This is a genomic window from Oleiharenicola sp. Vm1 (assembly GCF_047777955.1).
Lineage (GTDB): Bacteria > Verrucomicrobiota > Verrucomicrobiia > Opitutales > Opitutaceae > Didemnitutus.
The window spans coordinates 54237-75448 of sequence record NZ_CP180537.1; the positions used below are offsets into that span (position 1 = coordinate 54237).

Below are 21212 nucleotides of genomic sequence, written 5' to 3' on the forward strand. Positions count from 1 at the left end.
GCCGAGCGCAAGCACGACGAACGCCGCCTGCGTCACGCGGTAGCCGCGAGGCCGGGGCAGCGGCGGCGGCGCGTTCATCGCGGGGCGCTCAGGCATTCTTCTTCCCGAACGCCGGATCGATCGTCTTCGCGACCAGGGCGGTGGCGAAGAAGGACGGGATCGTGGCCAGCAGGACCCAGATGAAGAACTTCACGTAGCCGACATGGTCCTCGATCCAGCCCGCGGCCATGCCGGGCACCATCATGCCCAGGGCCATGAAGCCGGTGCAGATCGCGTAGTGCGCCGTCTTGTGCGGGCCCTCGGCGACCTTGATCATGTAGAGCATGTAGGCGGTGAAACCGAAGCCGTAGCCGAACTGCTCCACCGCGATCGCCGTCGAGATGACGGCGAGGTTCGACGGCTGGTAGAGCGCCAGGAGCAGGAACGCCACGATCGGCGTGTGCATGGAGAAGATCATCGGCCAGAGCAGGCGCCGCAGGCCGGCGCGCGAGATCGCCCAGCCGCCGACGAGGCCGCCGCACGTGAGGGCGATGATGCCGACCGTGCCGTAGGCGATGCCCAGCTGCTCGTTGGTCAGGCCGATGCCGCCCTGCGCCGGCTGATCCAGCAGGAACGGCGAGAGAAGCTTCAGCGCCTGCGACTCCGCGAGGCGGTAGACGAGCAGGTAGAACAAGATCAGCCCGATGCCCGGCCGCCGGAAGAACGACGCGAACACGGCGAGAAACTCGCGTCCCACGTCCGCGCCCTGCGCCGTGGGGCGGTCGAGCTCCGGCCGGGGCAGCGCGAAGAGGTGATAGGCGCCGAGCAGCACGAAGACCGCGGCGAGGAGCGCGAAGACGAGCGACCACGCCGTGGTCACGCTGCCGGTCGCGGCGATCAGCTTGCCCGCGAGGAAAACCAGCCCGCCCTGCGCCGACAGCGTGGCGAGCCGGTAAAAGGTCGTGCGCACGCCGACGAACGCCGCCTGTTCGCCGGTCGGCATCGCCAGCAGGTAAAACCCGTCGGCCGCGATGTCGTGCGTGGCCGAGCTGAATGCCATCAGCCAGAACACCGCGAGCGAGAGCTGGAAGAATTTCGGCGCCGGCAGCGTCAGCGCCACGAGCGCAAAGGCGACGCCGAGCACGAACTGCAGCGACCAGATCCAGAAGCGTTTCGTGCGGAACAGGTCGACCAGCGGCGACCACAGCGGCTTGATCACCCACGGCAGGTAGAGCCAGCTCGTGTAGAGCGCGATGTCGGTGTTCGACAGGCCGAGGTTCTTGTAGAGCACCGTCGAGAGCGTCATCACCACGACGTAGGGCACGCCCTCGGCGAAATAGAGCGTGGGGATCCACGCCCAGGGATGGCGCGGCGCGGCGGGGACGGCGGGGGCGTTCATTTTTTCGGGGCGGCCGGCGGCACGAAGCTCGCGCGCGGGCCCTCGTTGCCGAGGCGGTTGACGGCGCTGACGACGACGGCGTCGACGCCGGGCGCGAGGGCGAGCGTCGTCCGGCGCGCGGGTTGCACGGCGAAGCTCCACTGCGCGCCGCGGCGCGTCCAGATGGCGAAGAGCGTGGCGTCGGGGGTGGCGGTGATCCGCACCTGGTTCGCCGCGGCCAGGGCGAGGACGGGGGCGGCGGGCGCCTTCGTGCCCAGCCACGGCGAGGCGGGCACGAGCGCGGGCACGGCGTAGAGCGGCGCGAGTTTCTCCACGATGCCCTTGCGGTTGTCCATCAGGGCGACGGCGCTGAAGTGCACGTGACCGCCGGCGCCGGGGCGCGCGCGGGTGAGCGCGATCTGCTGCGTGATGTCGGCCGGCGACCATTTCTTCTCGTCGCTGATCGCGCTGGTGAAGAGCCCGGCGTAGACGTGGCGGCCGGCGCGGTTCTGGGCGAGCCAGGTGTCGAGCAGGACGGGGAACGACTGCTCCTTGCTCGCCAGCGGCCAGTAGAGCTGCGGGACGAAGTAGTCGAGCCAGCCGCGCTCGAGCCACAGCTCAACGTCGGCGTAGAGCTTGTCGTATTGGCTGAAGCCCTTGATGCCGGCCGGGCGGCGGTCGGGCCGGCCGAGGCCGAAGGGGCTGATGCCGAACTGCACCCACGGTTTCTCGGCGTGGACGGCGGCGTGGATTTTTTCGACGAGTTGGTCGACGTTCTGTCGGCGCCAGTCGACGCGCGCGAGCTTGCCGCCGGCCTTGCGGTAGGCCTGCCAGGCGGGGTCGTCGGGAAAGTCGATCTCGTCCGGCTTCGCGTCCTTCGGGGCCTTGGGCGGGAGCGGCTTCGTGATCGGATAGGGATAGAAATAGTCGTCGATGTGCACGCCATCGATGTCGTAGCGGCGAACGACGTCGCGGATGACGGCCAGCGTCCGCTCGGCCGCGAACGGCTCGCCCGGGTCCATCCAGAGCAGCTCGCCGTATTTCTTCACCGCGCGCGGGTGCGTTTTCGCGATGTGCGACTTGGCCAGGGGCGACTTCGCCTCGCCGTGCCGTGCGCGATAGGGATTGAACCACGCGTGCAGCTCGAGGCCGCGCCGGTGTGCCTCCTCGACCCAGACGGCGAGCGGATCGTAGCCGGGCGACTTGCCCTGCGTGCCGGTGAGATACTCGGACCACGGCTCGAGCTCGGACTTGTAGAGCGCGTCGGCGGCGGGGCGGACCTGGAAGACGACGGCGTTCAGGTTGAGCGCCTTGGCGCGGTCGAGGATGGCCGCGATCTCGGCCCGCTGCTGCGCGGCGGGGAGGCCCTTCTTGCTCGGCCAGTCGATGTTGTTGACCGTCGCGACCCAGATGCCGCGGAACTCGCGCGGCGCGGGCGGCGCCTCCTCGGCCACCGGCGGCTGCGGCCGGGCGGGCGGCGTGGGCTTCGTCGCGCAGCCGGCGAGCGCGAGGACGCCAAGTGCGACGAGCAACGCGCTCGCCAATTTCCTGTAGGGCGGTGTCTCCCGACCCCGCCGCGAGCGCGGCGTGACCTGCGATGGCGGGGTCGGGAAACCCCGCCCGACAACGGAAGAGAAAAGGGCGTTCATGCTTTCAGCGCGGCGCGGACATTGCCCTGCACGGCGGCAAGGGCGGCCTCGGCGCCGGCGGCGTCGAGCCGCCGGCGGAGCATGACGATGGCGACCTTCACGCGATAGCGGCACTGCTCGAGCGCGGCGCGCGCCTGCTCGTCGCTCGCGCCGGTGGCGCGGACGGTGAGGGCGATGGCGCGGCGGAAGAGCTTCTCGTTCGTCGGCATGACGTCGACCATGAGGTTGCCGTAAACCTTGTGCAGGCGGACCATGATGGCGCTGGAAAGCGTGTTGAGGGCGATCTTCTGCGCGGTGCCGGCCTTGAGGCGCGTGCTGCCGGAGATGACCTCGCTGCCGGTGTCGAGCGTGACACCGATCTCGGCGGCGGCGGCGACGGGCGAATCGGGATTGTTGGCGATGCCGATCGTCAGCGCGCCGGCGGCGCGCGCGGCCTCGAGCGCGCCGAGCACGTAGGGCGTGCGGCCGGAGGCGGCGACGCCGATGACGACGTCGTTCGCGGTCGGCGCGACGCCGCGGAGATCGGCGGCGCCCTGGGCGCGGTCGTCCTCGGCGCCCTCAACGGCGACGTAGAGCGCGTTGCGCCCGCCGGCGAGCAGGGCGACGGCACGCTCGTTCGGCCACGAGAACGTCGGCCAGAGCTCGACGCTGTCGAGCAGGCCAAGGCGGCCGGAGGTGCCGGCGCCGGCGTAGATCAGGCGGCCGCCGCGCGCGAGGCGCGGGGCGGCGGCGTCGACGGCGCGGGCGAGCGCGGCGCGGGCGGCGTCGACGACGCGGGCGGCGAGCACCTGGTCCTCGGTGAACGCGGCGACGAGCTGCTCCGTCGGGTAAAGGTCGAGTTCGGGGTGGCGGCTGTCCGGCTTTTCGGTGTTCAGCATGGGTCGGAAATCGAGGGGGTCGCCCCGGCGCCGGAGCGCCGCGCGATGACAGGGATGGCGCGGACAATCCTGCGTTGCTGCGGCCGGTTCAACCGTTCATTTCGTTCGGGCGTGAGTTCTGGGCCGAAAGACGAACTTTTCATCGGCGTGCTGTCGGGCACGAGCGTGGACGCGGTCGATGCGGCGCTGGTGCGCTTCGGCGCGCGCGTCGAGCTGGTGGCCACGCACACCCTGCCCTACCCGCCGGCGCTGCGCGCGGAGCTGCTCGCCCTCGCGGTGCCCGGCGCGAACGAGATCGACCGGCTCGGCCGCGCGGACGTGAGCGTCGGCCGGCATTTCGCCCGCGCGGTGAACGAGCTGCTCGCCCTCGCCGGGCCCGAGCGCAGCGCCGTGGTCGCCGTCGGCAGCCACGGCCAGACGGTGCGGCACCGGCCGCACGCCGCGGTGCCGTTCACGCTGCAGGTCGGCGACCCGAACGTGATCGCGGCGGAGACGGGCCTGCCGGTGGCGGCGGATTTCCGGCGCAAGGACCTGGCGCTCGGCGGCCAGGGCGCGCCGCTCGTGCCGGCGTTCCATGACGCGATCTTCCGCCGCCCGCGCGAGGCGCGCGTCGTGGTGAACATCGGCGGCATCGCCAACGTCACGCTGCTGCCGGCGGACCCGGACGCCCCCGTGCTGGGCTACGACACCGGGCCGGGCAACACGCTGCTCGACGCGTGGTGCCGGCAGCAGCTCGGCGCGCCGCTGGACCGCGACGGGGCCTTCGCCGCGCGCGGCCGGGTGGACGAGTCGCTCCTGCGCACGCTGCTGGCCGACGAATTTTTCGCGCGCGCGGCTCCCAAGAGCACCGGGCCGGAATATTTCTCGCCGGCGTGGCTGGAGGCGCGCGTCGGGGGCGTCGAGCCGGCGAATGTGCAGGCGACGCTGGTCGCGCTGACGGCGCAGAGCATCGCCGACGCGGTTGGCACGCGGAGCGGTTTCGAGCACGCCGGGGTGTTCGTGTGCGGCGGCGGGGCGAAAAACCCCGTGCTGATGCGCGCGCTCGCCGAGCGCCTGCCCCGCTGCCGGGTGCAGACGACCGCGGCACTCGGCGTCGATCCCGGCTGGGTCGAGGCGATGGCGTTCGCCTGGCTGGCGCGGCAGCGGATGCACGGCGGCGCGGGCAACTGCCCCGCCGTCACGGGCGCCGCGCGCGGCGCCGTGCTCGGCGGCGTGTGGCTGCCGGGGTGAGCGTCAGAGGACCCCGCGCAGGCCCGGCAGGCGGCGCAATGCGGCCGCGAGCGCCCAGCTCAGCGCGACACCGGCGGCCGTGACGAGCAGCGCCTTGGCGAGCCCGGGCAGGGCAACGCGGAGCAGCGCAAACTGCAGCCAGATCACGACGGCGTAGTGCACGAGGTAGATGCCGTAGGCGTTGCGCCGCAGGCTGGCCCAGAAGGCGTTCTCGACGCTCCGCTGGCGCGCGGCCCACGCCAGCAGGGCCGTGCTCGTGAGCACGCCGCTCGCCATCATCAACGCGCCGGCGGCCAGGCTCCAGGCGAGCGAAAACTCGCCGCGCGAGGCCTGGATCGCGGTCACGATCACCGTGGCGACAAAGCCGGCGAAGACCAGGCCCGCGGCGACCTGCCAGCGCACCCAGCGCCGCGCGAGAGGGCCGTCCGGGGCCACCAGGTCGCGGGCGCCGTTTTCCCGCCCGCCCAGCGCGACGCCGTAGAAGAAATACGTCGCGTAGAGCAGCACCCGCGAGCTCTGGACGAAGAACGGCCCCCAGCTCGCCCAGTGCATGTAGTGCACTTTCATCACCACCGGCAGGTAGGCCAGCAGCGCGGCGACAATCCACACGCCGACCAGTCGCGCGGGCCGCTCCCGGCACCACGCGCCGGCGCGGCCGAGCGCTTCGAGCGCCCGCGGCCACGCGGCGTGCAGCAGCGCGGCGAGCGCGCTGAACGCCAGCAGCACCCACAGGAACCACGCCGGGCCCGCGGGCCACGCCCCGAGCTTGGCCCACGCGTCGACGAAGCCCGTCGCCGCCGTGGCGCTCTCGCGCTGGAGGAACGCCGGGTAGTAGGCCAGCGGCGCGAGCACGCCCGCGGCGACGATGAAGGGCAGGCCGAGCCGCACGAAACGATCGAACACGAAGCCGCCCGCGCCCTTGCGCGCGAGGCTCGGCCCGGTGAACAGGCCCGCGAGCAGGAACAGCAGCGCCATGAAGAACGAGTCGTTCCACAGCACCAGCGCGTCCACGCCCGGCGCACGCGCCGCGTCGATGACGGGAAACGCGGCCCAGAGCAGCGTGGCGTCGAACGCGCCCGGCGGCGGCGCGTAGACGAAATACGCCAGCACGGCGTGGTGGGCGACGACGAGCAGCGTCAGCAGCGAGCGCAGGCTGTCGAGTGCGGCCGTGCGCGGGGCGCCGGCGGGAGGAGGCGGTGGGTGGTTCATGGAAAAATCGGGCCAAGCTCACGCCCCGCGCCGCAGGGACGGCGGAAAAGCGGGGGCGCGAGCGCGGGACGTCAGCCGGGCGGACGGGCGACGCGCCGGCGGACGGCGCGGGCGTAGAGCGTCGTCGGCACCAGGCTCAGGACGACGATGAGCGTGCAGATGATCAGCCAGTCGCGACCGGCCTTGGGATCGGCCATCATCCGCTGCGCGGCCGCGTCGTTGGCGTGCGGCGCCAGGGCGAACGGCGCCGCGGCGATGTGCTGCGAGAACGCGAGGCAGGCGCTGCGCGCCGTCTCCCAGCCCGTGGCCGAGAGCGAACCGGACGCGTGCCAGCCGGCGGACACGGAGCCGACCGCCACGCCGCCGAAGCAAATCGCGCCGAGGCTGACCAGGCCGATGCTCACCGCGCCGAGCGAGAGCACGCCGCCCGTCACGCCGCCCACGCTGACCAGGCCGAACGCCCAGCCGCCGAAGGCGAACAGCAGGCCGATGGCGCGGTCGCCGCCGGCGATCCAGCCGACCGCGGGGCCTTTATCGGCATCGGGCGTCGAGAAACGCAGGTGCACGAGCGGCAAACCGAACAGCGTCGCGTCGCTGCGATACTCGGCGAGGCGCGAGCCGGCCCGGTCGGAGGGATGCGAGAATTTCTCCGGTTCGCGCCGCCGCTCCGCCGAGCGCAACTCGCGGCCGACGCGGAGCGCGCGGACAAGCAGGAACGACCATCCCGCGGCGAAGAGCAGGACGGCGGCGTGGTGGACGAGCGCGATCGCCGGCAACCGGTCCGGCCAGTGCGCGGCGGCGACGCGCAGTCCGAGCACGAACAGGAGGAAGCCGATGAAAGTGCCGAAGAGCACGGCGGTGGTGACGACCACGACGCGCTGTTCCCGCGCGGTGCGGGCCTGGTCGAGGTTCATGCGCAGCGTCAGCACGGTCGTGATGAAGCCGCTCACCGAGGCGAGGATGGTCGCGAACAGGGCGAGCTTGGCGAGGCCGCCCGCGCCCTTGGTCGCCGCGGCGGCCGCGGTGCCCACGGCCGCGGCCTGGGCGGGCGGCGCGAGCGCCGGGAGCGCGGCGAGCACGCCGACGGTGAACACGCGGCCCGGCGTGCTGCGCGCGAGCGCGCCCTCGACGAGGGCGAGCACGTGCTCCTTGAGCATGGTGCGCCCGCGCGCGAGGCGCTGCTTCACGGCGTCCTCGGTGAGATCGAGTTCGGCGGCGACGTGCTCGATCGAGCCGTGTTCGCGGTAGAAGAGCACGAGCGGCTCGCGGTAGGTTTCCGGCAGCTCGCGCAGTGCGCGCCAGACGAGGGCCTGGTCATCGCGGTCGGCGGCCGCGGTGTCGGCCGAGGGCTCGTCGCTCGGCAGCTCGAGCGCGTGATCGAGCGGCGCGGCGCCGCGGGCCGGCTCGCGTCCGTCGCGCCGGCGCGCGTGGCTGAGTTTGAAGCGGAGGATGGCGCAGAGCCAGGCGCGGAGCTTTTCCGGCTCGCGCAGCTCGCCGAGCTTCAGCCACGCGGTGACGAAGGTTTCCTGCGCCGCATCCTCGCTCGCGCCGACGTCACCGAGCGCGGAGTAGGCCAGCGAGCAGAGCAGGCGCTGGTAGCGCTCGACGATCTGCTCGAACGCGGAGCGATTGCCGCCGAGACAGGCGGCGACCAGATCGGTATCACTGGCGGTGTGGAGCAGGGCCATGACCTCGGGCGTTTTCATCGTGTCGCACAAGGAAGTGCCCGGAAAGGCCGAAGCGGTGACAAAGTTTCGGCGGATTTTTTCGCGGGCGCGGGAAAGGACGGTTGGGACAACCGCCCCTACCGGGCGGCGCGCCGGGCGCGGGCTACCGCGGGAACGGGATCTCGCCGCTGGCGAGGCGATGGAGGAAGAGGGCGACGTTGGCGGCGCGCGGCGCGAGGGTGGCGACGCGGCAGTATTCGCGGGCGCTGTGCAGGTGGTCGCCCTCGGGGCCGATGCCGTCGAAGCACGGGAGGCCGGCGGCGCCGAGGAAGTTGCCGTCGGAGGCGCCGCCGCCGTGGACCCAGGTGAAGGGCTTGAGGCCGACGTCCGTCGCGGCGCGCTGGAAGGCCGGGAAGAGCGCCGCCTCGACGGCGTGGTTCTCCTTCGGCGGGCGGTTGAGCCAGAGGTTGAGGTCGAACTTCACCTCGTAGGCGGCGGCGACCTCGTCGGCGACGGCGCGGAGACGGGCGAAGAGTTGCGGCTCGTCGCTCATCTGCGTGACGCGGAGGTCGAGCTCGGCCTGGGCGAGGTCGGGCACGACGTTGGTGGCGGGCGAGCCGCCCTTGATGTTGCCGACGTTGACGAGCGTGCCGGGCAGTGCGGCGGGAATCTTCGACGCGGCGAGGGCGAAGGCGGCGAGGCCGAGGATGGCGCTGCGGCCGTCGTTGGGAATCTTCGCGGCGTGCGCGGCGCGGCCGTGGCAGGTGACGATGGCGCCGCCGGTGCCCTTGCGGGAATGGATGATGTCGCCGCTCGGACGCGCGGGTTCGAAGACGAAGCCGAAGTGGTGGCGCTTCGCGGCGTCCTCGAAGTAGGCGCGGGTGCCGTGCGTGCCGGTCTCCTCGTCGGGCGTGAGGAGGATTTCCCAGCCGATCTGTGCGGCGTGCGGCGTCTGCTCGAAGGCCTGGAGCGCGGCGAGGAGGACGACGAGACCGCCCTTCATGTCGGTGACGCCGGGGCCGTTGAGCGTGTCGGCGTCGAGCCAGCGGCAGGTCTGGAACGGGTCGTCGGCGCCGTAGACGGTGTCGTAGTGGCCGCAGAGGAAAACCTGGAGGGGCGCCTGCGGCCGGAGGCGGAAGCGGAGGGCCTTCGCCCCGGGCGGGTTGTAGCCGGGCGCGTCGGCCGCGAGTTCCTCAAACTGCGCGGTCGGAAACGCGCCGGCGAAGGTCGCGCGCAGCTCGGCCGCCATGCGGGCGAGGCCGGCGCCGTGGCTGGAGCCGGAGTTGATCGCCGCCCAGCGCTCGAGCAGGGCGGAAAACTCGGCGCGACGGGAGGCGAGGGCGGAAATGGAGGCGGGAATCATGCGGACGGAAGAGGGACCCTAGCGGAATCGCGCCAGCGCGCGATGCGGGCCGGCGCGGGGACGGGAGAAATTAGAACGCGACGCGGGAGCGGAAAGAAACGCGCTCAGAGCCGGCCGCCGCCCGGGAGGGTGACGCGCGGGGCGTCGGGGCCGTCGAGTTGCCTGAGGTTGGCGAGCGGGTCGGCCTCGAGGCGGAGGAACTTGAAGCCGAGGAGGCGCGGCTTGCCGGCGGCGTCGCGTTCGGCGTTGTGGGCGGTCTCGCGGGCGATGAAGGCGGTGAGCGGCTCCTCGCGGACCTTGGGCTCGGAGGAGTGGATGATGTGCAGCGTGCCGTCCGGACCGTGGGCGACGAGGCCGACGTGGCCGATCCAGGCGCTGCCGCCGAAGATGTCGTTGGCGGGCGCGCCCTTCTTCACGACGCCGCGGACGACCTCGATGATGTCGCCGTCCTGGAGCTGGGCGGCGAGCGTGGGGGCGTCGGCGTAGGGGAAGAAGGTGTCGCGGTGATCCTCGACCGGGATGGAGACGGTGAGTTTGTAGCGGTTTTTCAGGAAGCGGGTGCGGTCGATCTTCTCGTCGAACTTCACGGCGCGCGGACCGGCGAGCTCGGCGGTGACGTCGCGGGCGAGCCAGCGGTTGGAGGGATTCCAGTCGGTCTCGGTGAAGTGGTTGCGGGTGACGACGCCGATCTGGCCGTCGCGGTAGCGGATGCGCTGGAGCAGGCGCATGAAGCCCGTCCAGTCGCTCGTGAGCGCCATGGCGAGCGTGTGCTCGGTGAAGACGAGGCAATCGCTCTTGCCCAGGCAGTAGAGCGGCTGCGGGTCGTAGGTCTCGAACGGCATTTCGCCGAGGAGGTAGAGCTCGTAGGGCTGGCCGAGGTTCTTGCGCGCGAGGTGGACGATGCGCTGGCGCAGGTCGGGCTCGGCGGCGTGGAGGTGGGCGAGGTAGGCGCCGACTTCGAGCTCGGTGAACTGGTAGAGCGGCTTCGCAGCGAGGGCGGCGAGCGGGTCGGCGGCGGGCGCGGGGGCGGGATCGGCGGCGAAGGCGCGCACGAAGGCGGTGCCGGCGAGGAGCGAGGTGAGGAGGAGTGATTTCAAGGGGGAGGGGAAAAAAGAGGGGCGACCCGGATGGATCGCCCCTCGAGAGTGTGGTGACGCGGGCGAAGGGCGCCCGGCGCGGTTAGAAGAGCTTGTATTCGACCGAGAGCGTGTAGGCGCGGCCGCGCGGATCGGCGATGCGCGGTTCCCACGAGCTGCCGGCGCCGGTGTTGGTGTCGTAGGCGATCGAGAACGGGGGATCCTGGTTGAAGAGGTTCTTGATGCCGGCGACGATCGTCACGTCCTTGCTCCACTTGTAGGTGAGGCTGGCGTTGTAGGTGACGTATTCGTCGACCTTCGGGTTGTAGAGCGGCGCGTATTGGAGGAACGTGCCGTTGGCGATGCCCGGCGGGACGTAATCCATGTAGCCGGCGCGGTAGATCTGGGTGAGGCGGCCGGTCCACTTGCCTTTGCGGTAGGAGACGGCGGCGGTGTATTTCCACTTCAGGCCGATATCGGAGGCGCGGGTGAAGCGGCCGACTTCGCTGGGGCCCCAGGGGGCGGAGGCGATGAGCTTGGAGCGCTTCTTGAGCAGCTGGGAGATGTTGACGTCGCCGATGATCTTGCCGCCGAAGAGGTCGAACTCGCCGCGGCCGGTATACTCGACGCCGCTGGTCTCGGTCTCGCCGGCGTTGAGCGGGCGGACGTCGATCTGGGTGATCGGGGTGCCGGCGCCGCCCGCGCGGATGATGCGGTCGGGGAAGAGCTGGTAGTTGGCCAGGATGACGGAGGTGCCGAGCGACTGGATGGTGCCGTCGCGTTTGACGGTCCACCAGTCGGCGCCGAAGGTGATGTTCTTGATCGGGGAGAACACGACGCCGTAGGAGAACATCTTGGCCTCCTCGGGCTTCAGGTCGGGCTTGCCGCCGCTGATCGTGTTCAGGCTGTTGGCCGGGATGGGCAGGCCGGTGACCGGATCGACGAGGTCGGCGCCGGCGTAGATCGACTCGAAGGACGGGTCGAACTGCTGCTTGAAGGTCGGGATGCGGAAGCCGGTGCTGTAGGAGCCGCGGAGGAGGATCTTGTCCGTCGGCGCGATGCGCAGGGTGACCTTCGGGTTGGTGGTCGAGCCGAAGCCGGTGTAGTCGTCGCGGCGGCCGGCGAGGTTGAGGTCGACGCCCTTGATGATGGGGACCTGCATTTCGGCAAAGACGGCCTTGACGGTGCGGCTGAGCGTGCCGGCCGTGGCGAGGGCGTTGTCGAAGGGCACGTTGAAGATGAGCGAGTCGGCGGTGCTGACGTTGCTGCGCTGGTCGCCCTTGAATTCGTATTCCTCCTTGCGGTAGTCCAAGCCGATGGCGGCCTGGATCTCGCCGGCCGGGAGGTGGAAGAGCGGGCCGGAGGCGGTGATGTCGGCAGACGTCGTGGTGAAGGTGCCGCCGTAGAGCTGGACGCCGGTGGCGGAGGCGGCCTTCAGGCCGTCCATCGCCGCCTGCGACTGCTCATAGGAGAACGGGCTGAGCACGCCGGTCTTGATGAGGTTGGCGAACGGCACGGTGTAGTAATAGCCGTTGAGCAGTTGCGACTTCGACTTGCTCTGGGACTGGGCGAGGCCGGAGCGATATTCCCACTCGGAGAGATATTTGCCGAGGCCGGAGAGCGGGCCCTCCATGCCGATGAGGAAGCGGCGGGTGTCGGAGATGGTGCGGATCTCGCGGTTGCCGCCGGGCAGCGAGCGCCAGCGGAAGGCCATCGGCTGGCCGCGGTAGATTTCCAGCGCGGGGAAGTAGGCGACGAGGGCGTTGAAGACGCGGTTGTAGTCGGCGCCGGTGCTCGGGTAGAACATGCCGGAGAGCGGATTGGGGACGACGGTGCCGTTGGCGGTCGTGGTGGTGGTCTGGGCGCCGCTCGAAGTCAGCGCGGCGGACGTCCACTGGTTGGGCGAGAAGCTCTTGCTGGAGTCGGAGCGGCCGACGACGGCCTCGACGGTCAGGAGGTGTTCGCCGAGCTTGTAGGAGCCGCGGCCCACGAAGTTGGTGTTCTTGACCGGCTGCTGGAGGACGGCGGCGCGGCCGGTGTCCCAGGCGGAGCCGTATTTGCCGTTGCCCGAGGCGGAAGTGACGCCCCAGAGGATTTCCTGGTAGGGCCCCATGCCGTCGAGGCCGGCGTAGCCGGCGGTGTTGGTCGGGAGGTCGACGATGTTGATGCCGTTCACGCGGATGGCGGGATTGGCGGGGTCGACCGGGTTGGCGGAGCTGGTGCCGAGCACGGTGGTGGTGTTCGCCACGGTGAAGAGGGTGGCGATCGGCGTGCCGCGGGTGTCGGGCGAGATGCCGCGCTCGGGCTGGAAGGTGTTGACGAAGTCGCGCTGGTCGCCGCGGAGCATCTTGTGGTCGGCGAGCGAGAGGGACGCCATGACGTTCCAGCCGTCCTTGTTCAGGTTGCCCCAGCCGCCGACGAGCGAGTAGCGGAAGATGTTGCCGCCACCGTCCTCGGTGATGTCGGAGGAGGCGTTGGCCACGAGGCCGCGGAAGTCGGTTTTCGTGATGAAGTTGATGACACCGCCGATGGCGTCGGTGCCGTAGACGGCGGAGGCGCCGTCCTTGAGGACCTCGACGCGCTCGATGGCGGCGAAGGGAATCGAGTTCAGGTCGACCACGCCGCCGTTGAGGCCGTGCGAGGCGACGCGGCGGCCGTTGAGGAGGACGAGGGTGGCGTTCGAGCCCTGGCCGCGGAGGTTGGCGGCGGTGGCGCCGTTGTTGCCGCGCTGGGCGCCGGCGACGACGTCGGCGTTCGACGCGAGGTTGTCGAGGCCGTTGCCGTTGATGTTGAGGTTCATGATCAGCTGCTCGGCGCTCGCGATGCCTTCCTGCTCGAGGTCGAGCTTGGTGAAGACGGAGACGGGCAGCGCGCCCTCGTCGGCGGGGCGCTTGATGGAGGAGCCGGTGACGATGAATTTCTCGAGTTTGACGGCCTCGTCTTTCTTTTCGTCGAGCGGAGCGGCGGCGGTCTGGGCCACCGCGGAGGAAGTCGCCACGGCGGCGGCCAAGGCCGCGAGCGTGAGGTAACGACTCCGGGAGTAACGTGCGTTCATACGTTTCGTGTGTTGGGTTGGACTAAGCTCGCAACGAGCCCAGCACACGTGTGCGTGCGCGCGCGGCTGGCCCGTGAGGTGTGTGTTCGAGGCCCGGGTTCGGCGGGCCGCGGTGTGGTGTTTAGCGGAAGTGACGAGCGGTCCAAGCAGAATCCTTGCCCGGCGGCTGGGCCAAAAGGACAAGCGGCGGCGGCGGGCGAAAAAAAGGGGCGCCGCGAGGGCGCCCCGGGGGAAGCAGGCTCAACCCGCGCTCAGAACTGGCCGCTGATGCCGAAGTTCACCGTCACGTCGGACAGGTAAACGAGGCGCATGCGGGAGGGGATAGAGCGGTAGGCGACGGGACCGTCCTGCGTGATGTTGTTCAGGTCGATGAACAGCGTCATGTTCGGGTTCAGCCGGTAGGTGCCGCCGAGGTTGTAAGTGGTGAGGCTGGTGCGGTAGAGGCGCGCCGGAGCGGGCGTGAGCGGGGAGACGGGCTCGGCACCCGCGCCGCTGATGTGTTCGCCGGTGTAGCTGACGCCGGCCGACAGGCCGAGGTTCTTGTAGTTGTAGGTGAGGCGGGCGTTGCCGGTCTCGGGGATGAAGCCGGGGACGTCGTTCGGCGCGATCTCGGTCGCGGCGCCGAAGTTGCCGGTCGTGCGCAGCCAGGTGTAGTTGGCGGAGAAGCCGAGGCCCTTGAGCAGGCCGGGCAGGAAGGTGAAGCGCTGGCGGTAATCGAACTCCCAGCCCTGGAGCTTGGCGTCGCCGGCGTTGACCGGCGCCGTGAGCGTGTAGCCTTCGAAATTGCCTTCGAAGCCGTTGTCCGGGCCGGAGCCGATCTTGTCGGCGAGGGTCCGGTTGATGATGTAGTCGGTGATCTTCTTCTGGAAGACGCCGAAGGAGACCACGCCGCCGGTCTTCGGATAATACTCGAGCTTGAGGTCGATGTTCTTCGCGTATTGCGGCTTCAGGGCGGGATTGCCGGCGGTGACCGTCTGGTTGGCGTCGCTGAAGCTGATCGACGGCACGAGCTGCGCCAGGCTGGGGCGGCCGTAGCTGGTGGACCAGGAGGCGCGCGCCTTCAGGCTCGGCGTGATCTCGTAGGCGAAGTGGACGCTCGGGAAATAATTGTCGTAGGTGCCCTTGCTGTAGTGGCCCTGGTAGTCGATGGCGGCGCGTTTGACCGGATCGGGCTCGACCGTCGTGGAGGTCGAGAAGCGCTTGATGTAGTTGAAGGTGTTGACCTGGACCGCCTCGAAGCGCGTGCCGCCGAGCATCGTGAGCTTGCCCCACTTGGCCGTGGCCTGGACGTAGGCGGAGTCGACGCCCTCCTCGAGGATGCGGCGGTTGACGTAGGGTTGCTGCGCGGCGTAGACGACGTCCTCGGTCCACTTGGTGGTGTCGCCGAGGTCCTTGCTGACCGCCACGGGGTCGAAGATCGGAATGCGCAGGCCATTGCCGTTTTTGACCTCGAACGGCGTGAGCTCCATGAGGGCGTAGCCGCTGAGCGGGATCTGCGCGCCGGCGAGGGAGCCGGAGGCGGGGCTCGGGTCGACGTTGCGGGTCCAGCGGCGCGGGTTGACCTGGAAGTTGTTCACGCGGCGGTTGACGCTGTCGGCGCCGGCCTTGACCACGATGGGCATCGCGGTGGGCAGGGTGTAGGTGGCGTTGAAGGAGCCGGTGACCTCGTTCGTGCGGGTGACGGTGTCGCGCTTGGTGAAGACGATGTTCGAGGTGTAGCTGGCGGGATCGAACACGCTCTTGCCCGCGGTCTGGGTGAACACCTGGCCGTCGAGGTTGGACTTATCGAGGATGAAGCCGATGTTGTCGGCGCGCATCGTCAGCTGGCCGCCCTGGCGGTCGCGGCCGGCGGCGGAGTGCCAGCGGGTGTTGCTCCAGCGCAGGGCGTAGTCGAGCTTGAGGGCGCCGAGATCGTGCTCGCCGACGAAGGTGCCGGTGGGGTTCTTGCTGTAGAAGCCGAAGCGCCACATATCGAGGTCCATGCGGGTGGCACCGGCGGTGCCGGTCGGGCGGAGCTCGGTGCGGTTTTCCGTGAAGCCGGGGAGGATCGAGGCGGTGCCGGTCGTGCCGACGGTGGTGTTGCCAAGCGGGTCGATCTTCACGCGGTCGTAGTAGGGCTCGGAGCCGGTGTTGTAGAGGAAGCGCAGCGAGAAGGTCGTGCGCGGCGAGACGCGATAGTCGGCGCGCATGTTCATGCCGGTGATGAAGCGCGTGTTCTGGCCGGCCTGGGTCGTGTAGTCGTTGAACGCCGGGGTAACCGTCGGATCGGTCGTGCCCTGGTAGAAGAAGCTGTCGTAAACGATCATGTTCACGATCTCCGAGTAGGAGGCGTTGATCGAGATGCCGAGGTTGTTGGTGCCGCCGAGGACGTCGAAGCGCTCCTGGTAGGAAAAGCTGGTGACGGGCTGGATGGGGTGCTTCTTGCGCTGGACGCTGCGGTCGGCCCAGGGAGCGGACCAGCGGGCGCCTACGCTGTAGGTGACGCGCCGCTTTTCGGTCATGGCCAGCGGCGAGCGGGTCTTGAGGTTGAGTTGGCCGCCGAGCGAATCGGCGCGCTTGTCGGGCGTCTGGCCGGCGATGACCTCGATCTGCTCGTAGTTCGCCGCGGAGAAGGAGTGCAGCGTCGCGCTGCGGCCGTCGCCGCCGACGCCGGTGGTGGGCAGGCCGTCGACGTTCAGGCGCGTGTAGCTCGAGGGCATGCCGCGCACGCTGACGTTGTTGATCAGGTTGTCCTCGTCGATGGTGAACGAGATGCCGGGCAGGCGGGAAAAGAGCTCGCCGATGTTCTGCGTCGGCAGGATGCCCCACTCGTCGAGCGCCACGACGTTCTTCACGTTGGCGGCGTTGCGCTGCTGCGTGACGGAGAGCGCCTGGCCCTCCTTGACGGACTGCACGGTGAAGGCCTCGAGCTGCACGACGTCGGACGTTTCCATCGTGAGGGTGAGGTCGGACGGCGCGCCGGCGGCGACGACGATGTCCTGTGTCAGATCCTTGAAGCCCGAATAGGTGGCGACCACCTGGGCGTTGCCGACCGGGACGTCGAAGATCACGAAGTGACCGCTCTCGTCGGTGAAGCCGGAGCGGCCCTGGACGGTGACCTGCGCGCCTTGGAGGGCATTGCCCGTGCTTTTGCTGACGACGGTGCCGGACACACGGGCGGTGTCGGCGGCAGACGCGCCGAGCGTCAGGACGGCGGAGACGAAAAGGCCGATTGCAATGCGCAATAGCCGGAGGGACGGAGTGCGACTCACGTTCTGGATGCTCATGGTGTGCAGTAGTTGGCCGCGTGGTGACGAGGGGGTCGCGGCCGAGGTGTTGGTGCTTCCGGTTAGGACCAACCGCGGCGCCGTCCAAGCCGAATTCTTTCGCCGATTCGGACGCGGCGCCGGACTCAGAGGGAAACCGAAAAGCCCTCTGACATTTTCGTCAAAAAGTTCATCATTTCTGACAATGGGAAAACGCCCCGGTGTCAGGTCCGCCGGCCGGGCGCGGCCTTGCCGCTGTGGCGGAAGGCGAGCGGCGAGATGCCGTAGGCGAGCCGGAAGGCGCGGCTGAAGCTGTAGATCGAGCCGAAGCCGCACTGCTCCGCGATCTCGGACACGCGCTGCGGGCCGAGCCGCAACAGGCCGCAGGCCTGCTCGAGCCGCAGCCGGCGCAGGTGCCGGCCGATGCTCACGCCGCAGGAGGCCCGGAAGCGCGCGCGCAGGTGGCTCGAGCTGATGCCGAGCGCGCGCGCCAGCTCCTTGATGCTCGGCGGCGCGCCCGTGCGCTGCGCGATCTGGTTGATGCGGATCATCAGGCCCTGGTCCGGCTCGGGCGCCGGCGGGGCGCGTGGTGCGGCGCCGGGTGCTTGATCCGGCGCATGCGCGCGAGCAGCAGCGCCAGCAGCAGCACCGGCAGCTCCTCCGTCCGCTCGGTCTCGTAGCCCTCGACCAGCTCCGCCACCAGCGTGCGCAGCGCCGGGGTGAGCGCGAAGGGCCGGTAGCGCAGCGCGGCGAGCGGCTCGGCGTCGTTCAGCTCGAAGGTGACGAACAGCCACGAGATCTCCGGCCGCTGCGGCTGGGTGTAGTGGTGGAACTGGAACGGGAAGACCAGCAGCGCCTCGCCGGGGCTGAGGCGGAGGTTGCGGTCGTCGACACAGACCGTCACCGCCGTGCGCAGGGCGCAGATCAGCACGAAGCGGTGGTGCAGCGCGCGGCCGCGGCGGGGTTTGTTCAGCTCGTCGGCCCGCTGCCGCTGGAAGCAGACGATGTTGGCCGGCAGCGGCAGCGGCGCCGGACGGCGGCCGAGGAGCTGGAAGTTGGGCTGCGGCAGCTTGGAGACGAGCTTGCTCAGGTCGGGCTTGGCGGAGTGTGGCATTTTCGTCAAAAACTTCGTCGTTTCTGCTAGTTGTCGCCGCGGGCGCCAGCCCTATTCTACCGGCCTCCCCATGAACCCGCTCCCCTGCTCGAACGCTGCCGTTTCGAACACGCGCCGATTTCCGTCTTCGCCCACAGCCGCGAGGCCTCGCGGGCCGTCGCGGCGGAGATCGCCGCGCTGATCCGCGCGCGCGCCGCCGAGGGACGCGCCTGCGTGCTCGGCCTGGCCACCGGCTCGACGCCGGTCAGCGTCTACGCCGAGCTCGTGCGCCTGCACCGCGAGGAGGGGCTCAGCTTCAAGAACGTCACGACCTTCAACCTCGACGAGTATTTCGCGCTGCCGCCGACGCACCCGCAGAGCTACCGGCGGTTCATGCAGCAGCATCTGTTCGATCACATCGACATCGACCCGGCGCGCACGCACGTGCCCTCGGGCGTGGTGCCGAAGAGCGAGGTCGACGCGCATTGCGCCGCCTACGAGGCCGCGATCCAGGCCGCCGGCGGCATCGACCTCCAGCTCCTCGGCATCGGCCGCACCGGCCACATCGGCTTCAACGAGCCCGGCAGCCCGCGCCACTCGGTCACCCGGCTCGTCGCGCTCGACCCCTCACCCGCCGCGACGCCGCGGGCGACTTCGGCGGCGACGCCCACACGCCGCGCTACGCCATCACGATGGGCGTGCGCTCCATCCTCAACGCCCGCCGCCTCATTCTCATGGCGTGGGGCCAGCACAAGGCCGACATCGTGCGCGCCGCGATCGAGCAGGAGGTCAGCTCGCACGTCACCGCGTCGTTCCTCCAGGAGCACGCGCACGCCACGTTCGTGCTCGATGCCGCCGCCGCCGGCTCGCTCACGCGCTACCGCACGCCGTGGCTGCTCGGCCCGCTCGAGGAGCAGGGCCTGGCCTGGGACGAGCGCATGACGCGCCGCGCCATCCTCTGGCTTTCGGAACTGCGGCAGAAGCCGATCCTCAAGCTGACCGACGACGACTACAACGAAACCGGCCTCCAGGACCTGCTGCGCGCGCACGGCTCCGCCTACGAGGCGAACCTCGTCGGCTTCTACCAGATGCAGCACACGATCACGGGCTGGCCCGGCGGCCGCGACCCGAAGCGCGCCAAGCCCGGCGACGCGCCCGTGCGGCCCCTGCGGGCGAAATCCGCCAACGTCTTCCCGAAGCGCGTGCTCGTCCTCTCGCCCCACCCCGACGACGACGTCATCTCCATGGGCGGCACGCTCTGCCGCCTGGTCGACCACGGCCACGAGGTCCACATCGCCTACGAGGTCTCCGGCGCCAACGCCGTGTCCGACGAGGCCGCGTGGCGCGTGCTGGCCTTCGTGCGCGACAGCGGGCTGACCGACGCCACCAACCGCGCGCGGCTCGACGCGATGTGCAGCGAGCTCACCGCCGGCACCGCCGCGCCCTCCGCCGAGCTTTCCCGCTGGAAGGGCCTGATCCGCCGCCACGAGGCGATCTCCGCTGCGCGCGTCTGCGGCGTGCCCGAAACCCGCCTGCACTTCCTCGACCTGCCCTTCTACGGCGCCGCGCCGCGCACGCGCCGCTACAGCGCCGACGATGTCGCGCGGCTGCGCCAGCTGCTCGAGCGCGTCCAGCCGCACCTCATCTACGCCGCCGGCGACCTCGACGACCCGCACGGCACGCACCGCCTCTGCCTGCACGTCCTGCGCGACGCGCTCGCCCAGGCCGCGGCGGAGAAATCCGCCTGGCTCGACCAGAGCGAGCTCTGGCTCTACCGCGGCGCGTGGGCCGAGTGGCCGCTGGACGAGATCGACCTCGCCGTGCCGCTCAGCCCGCAGGAAGTGCTCCGCCGCCGCCGCGCCATCTTCCGCCACGAGACGCAGAAGGACCAGGCGCTCTTCCTCGGCGAGGACCGCCGCGAGTTCTGGCAGCGCACCGAGGATCGCAGCCGTCGCCTGGCCCAGGCCTACAACGCCCTCGGCCTGGCCGAATACGAGGCGATCGAGGCCTTCCGCCGCTACGCGCCGGAGGAATTCGTGAAGAACGCGGCGTTCTGAGCGAATCCGTCGCGCCACGCACCCTGTAGCATGTCGGGCGGGGTTTCCTGATCCCGCCGCAATGCGATGCGTTCGTAACGACTGTGGCGGGGTCAGGAGACCCCGCCCTACATGGGCTACACTTTCACGAACCACTGCTTGCGCCACATCGCCCAGGCCACGGCGAAGAACACGAGCACGAAGCTCACCGCGAACGCCAGCGAGGCGTTCACCGGGCTCAGCCACGGCGTGAAGAGCGTGTCGTAAATCGCGCCCTTCAGGCTCACCCGCGCGCCGGCCGCGCCGGTCCACTGGATCAGGCCGAGCAGCCGCGCCACGAGTCCCGAGAGCACGAACAGCGCGAGCGCGTTCATGCCATACCACACGAACGGCCGCGCCCAGCCGCGCCAGCCGCGGACGTCGATCGCCCAGTGGAAAACGCCGAACCACAGCGCCGACCAGCCCGCCATCGTCACCACGTAGGAGCTCGTCCAGAGGTTCTTGTTGATCGGGAACACCGCGCCCCACGCCGTGCCGAGCGCCAGCAGCGCCACGCCCGCCGCCACCAGGCCGAGCGAGGTCCGCGCCGGCGCACGCGCGCCGCGCAGCCAGTAGCCGGCGAGCGTGCCGGCCAGCACCGTGGCGATCGCGGGCAGCGTGGAAAGGATCCCTCCGGGTCGAAGCCCGGCGCCGGCGCGCCGGACCATGTGTGGCCCGCGAGCAGATGCGAATCGATCCACCACGCGAGGCTGCCCTTCGGCTCCAACACGCCCGGTCCGTAGCCGGGCACCGGCACGAGCGCGAGCAGCGCCCAGTAACCCAGCAGCAGCGCGCCCGCCCAAGCGAGCTGGCCGCGCCAGCCCGTGCGCAGGAAGATCGCGCTGGCGACGAGGTAGCAGACCGCGATCCGCTGCAGCACGCCGGGGAGGCGCAGCGTCGCGAACGAGAGATGGTGCGTCGGCAGCAGGCCGAACGGGAACGCCGCCAGCAGCAGCCCGAGCCCGAAGATGATCGCGGCGCGCTGCAGCACGTGGCGGAAGAGCTGCGCGCGATCCGCGCCGGCCTCGACGCGGCGCGCGGTCGAGAGCGTCAGCGACACGCCGACGATCCACAGGAAACTCGGGAAAATCGTGTCGGTGAACGTCCAGCCGTGCCACTTCGCGTGCTCGAGCGGCGGGTAGATCGCGCTCCACGAGCCGGGATTGTTCACGAGCAGCATGCCCGCGATCGTCGCGCCGCGGAACGCATCGAGGGAGAGGAGTCGTTCGCCGGATTTCATGCGGTGACGTTTCTCAGGGTGAGCGGAGGCGGCCGGGAGCGGCGGACGAGGCGGGCGGAGTTTGGTCCTGGCCGC

Annotated in this window: 14 protein-coding genes and 1 pseudogene; 2 read left to right on the forward strand and 13 right to left on the reverse strand. The window is 70.3% G+C overall.

What is annotated here, in order from left to right; translation table 11 throughout:
• Positions 1 to 88 precede the first annotated feature (88 nt).
• The 3 genes from ACMYLB_RS01065 to murQ form a co-directional block, all read right to left on the reverse strand.
• Positions 89 to 1378, reverse strand: coding sequence for an MFS transporter (locus ACMYLB_RS01065; RefSeq protein WP_415909142.1), 1290 nt, complete (start codon positions 1376 to 1378; stop codon positions 89 to 91).
• Complete coding sequence (locus ACMYLB_RS01070) at positions 1375 to 2889, reverse strand: glycoside hydrolase family 10 protein (RefSeq protein WP_415909143.1); 1515 nt, start codon at positions 2887 to 2889, stop codon at positions 1375 to 1377. The genes ACMYLB_RS01065 and ACMYLB_RS01070 overlap by 4 nt, the downstream gene beginning before the upstream one ends.
• Positions 2890 to 3002: 113 nt before the next feature.
• Positions 3003 to 3884, reverse strand: a complete 882-nt coding sequence (gene murQ / locus ACMYLB_RS01075) for an N-acetylmuramic acid 6-phosphate etherase (protein WP_415909144.1) — start codon at positions 3882 to 3884, stop codon at positions 3003 to 3005.
• A gap of 111 nt (positions 3885 to 3995) precedes the next feature.
• Here murQ and ACMYLB_RS01080 point away from each other — a divergent pair, with 111 nt between their 5' ends.
• Positions 3996 to 5114: an anhydro-N-acetylmuramic acid kinase gene (locus ACMYLB_RS01080; RefSeq protein WP_415909145.1), complete on the forward strand. Its 1119-nt coding sequence runs from the start codon at positions 3996 to 3998 to the stop codon at positions 5112 to 5114.
• Between the two features lie 3 nt (positions 5115 to 5117).
• Here ACMYLB_RS01080 and ACMYLB_RS01085 read toward each other — a convergent pair whose 3' ends face one another.
• The 8 genes from ACMYLB_RS01085 to ACMYLB_RS01120 all read right to left on the reverse strand — a co-directional run bounded on the left by ACMYLB_RS01085 (position 5118) and on the right by ACMYLB_RS01120 (position 17843).
• Positions 5118 to 6323 carry an acyltransferase family protein gene (locus ACMYLB_RS01085; protein WP_415909146.1) on the reverse strand — a complete coding sequence of 402 codons (1206 nt, stop codon included), beginning with the start codon at positions 6321 to 6323 and terminating at the stop codon, positions 5118 to 5120.
• 71 nt (positions 6324 to 6394) lie between these two features.
• Complete coding sequence (locus ACMYLB_RS01090; protein WP_415909147.1) at positions 6395 to 8029, reverse strand: RNA polymerase sigma factor; 1635 nt, start codon at positions 8027 to 8029, stop codon at positions 6395 to 6397.
• A gap of 124 nt (positions 8030 to 8153) precedes the next feature.
• Positions 8154 to 9353: a hydrolase gene (locus ACMYLB_RS01095; protein WP_415909148.1), complete on the reverse strand. Its 1200-nt coding sequence runs from the start codon at positions 9351 to 9353 to the stop codon at positions 8154 to 8156.
• A 104-nt stretch (positions 9354 to 9457) separates the two neighbouring features.
• Positions 9458 to 10450: an N-acetylmuramoyl-L-alanine amidase-like domain-containing protein gene (locus tag ACMYLB_RS01100; RefSeq protein ID WP_415909149.1), complete on the reverse strand. Its 993-nt coding sequence runs from the start codon at positions 10448 to 10450 to the stop codon at positions 9458 to 9460.
• Between the two features lie 82 nt (positions 10451 to 10532).
• The gene (locus ACMYLB_RS01105; RefSeq protein ID WP_415909150.1) at positions 10533 to 13484 is read right to left on the reverse strand and encodes a TonB-dependent receptor domain-containing protein; all 2952 of its coding nucleotides are present in this window, start codon (positions 13482 to 13484) and stop codon (positions 10533 to 10535) included.
• 251 nt (positions 13485 to 13735) lie between these two features.
• Positions 13736 to 16750 carry a TonB-dependent receptor gene (locus tag ACMYLB_RS01110; RefSeq protein WP_415909151.1) on the reverse strand — a complete coding sequence of 1005 codons (3015 nt, stop codon included), beginning with the start codon at positions 16748 to 16750 and terminating at the stop codon, positions 13736 to 13738.
• 203 nt (positions 16751 to 16953) lie between these two features.
• Positions 16954 to 17280, reverse strand: coding sequence for a helix-turn-helix transcriptional regulator (locus ACMYLB_RS01115; RefSeq protein ID WP_415909152.1), 327 nt, complete (start codon positions 17278 to 17280; stop codon positions 16954 to 16956).
• Complete coding sequence (locus tag ACMYLB_RS01120) at positions 17280 to 17843, reverse strand: AraC family ligand binding domain-containing protein (protein WP_415909153.1); 564 nt, start codon at positions 17841 to 17843, stop codon at positions 17280 to 17282. The genes ACMYLB_RS01115 and ACMYLB_RS01120 overlap by 1 nt, the downstream gene beginning before the upstream one ends.
• Before the next feature lie 84 nt (positions 17844 to 17927).
• Between ACMYLB_RS01120 and nagB the strand changes: the two are divergent.
• Positions 17928 to 19879 (forward strand): annotated as a pseudogene (nagB, locus tag ACMYLB_RS01125) (glucosamine-6-phosphate deaminase).
• 116 nt (positions 19880 to 19995) lie between these two features.
• On the opposite strand, the gene ACMYLB_RS01130 reads toward nagB, so the two are convergent.
• Positions 19996 to 20412, reverse strand: coding sequence for a hypothetical protein (locus ACMYLB_RS01130; protein ID WP_415909154.1), 417 nt, complete (start codon positions 20410 to 20412; stop codon positions 19996 to 19998).
• Complete coding sequence (locus ACMYLB_RS01135; RefSeq protein WP_415909155.1) at positions 20331 to 21137, reverse strand: acyltransferase family protein; 807 nt, start codon at positions 21135 to 21137, stop codon at positions 20331 to 20333. The genes ACMYLB_RS01130 and ACMYLB_RS01135 overlap by 82 nt, the downstream gene beginning before the upstream one ends.
• Between the last annotated feature and the right edge of the window lie 75 nt (positions 21138 to 21212).

What these genes read in the sequence shown, in the direction of transcription:
- ACMYLB_RS01110 (WP_415909151.1), bottom strand. Translation starts at nt 16,750, where the DNA reads ATGAGCATCCAGAACGTGAGTCGCACTCCGTCCCTCCGGCTATTGCGC.
- ACMYLB_RS01065 (WP_415909142.1), bottom strand. Translation starts at nt 1,378, where the DNA reads ATGAACGCCCCCGCCGTCCCCGCCGCGCCGCGCCATCCCTGGGCGTGG.
- ACMYLB_RS01135 (WP_415909155.1), bottom strand. Translation starts at nt 21,137, where the DNA reads ATGAAATCCGGCGAACGACTCCTCTCCCTCGATGCGTTCCGCGGCGCG.
- ACMYLB_RS01095 (WP_415909148.1), bottom strand. Translation starts at nt 9,353, where the DNA reads ATGATTCCCGCCTCCATTTCCGCCCTCGCCTCCCGTCGCGCCGAGTTT.
- ACMYLB_RS01090 (WP_415909147.1), bottom strand. Translation starts at nt 8,029, where the DNA reads ATGAAAACGCCCGAGGTCATGGCCCTGCTCCACACCGCCAGTGATACC.
- ACMYLB_RS01120 (WP_415909153.1), bottom strand. Translation starts at nt 17,843, where the DNA reads ATGCCACACTCCGCCAAGCCCGACCTGAGCAAGCTCGTCTCCAAGCTG.
- ACMYLB_RS01105 (WP_415909150.1), bottom strand. Translation starts at nt 13,484, where the DNA reads ATGAACGCACGTTACTCCCGGAGTCGTTACCTCACGCTCGCGGCCTTG.
- murQ (WP_415909144.1), bottom strand. Translation starts at nt 3,884, where the DNA reads ATGCTGAACACCGAAAAGCCGGACAGCCGCCACCCCGAACTCGACCTT.
- ACMYLB_RS01115 (WP_415909152.1), bottom strand. Translation starts at nt 17,280, where the DNA reads ATGATCCGCATCAACCAGATCGCGCAGCGCACGGGCGCGCCGCCGAGC.
- ACMYLB_RS01085 (WP_415909146.1), bottom strand. Translation starts at nt 6,323, where the DNA reads ATGAACCACCCACCGCCTCCTCCCGCCGGCGCCCCGCGCACGGCCGCA.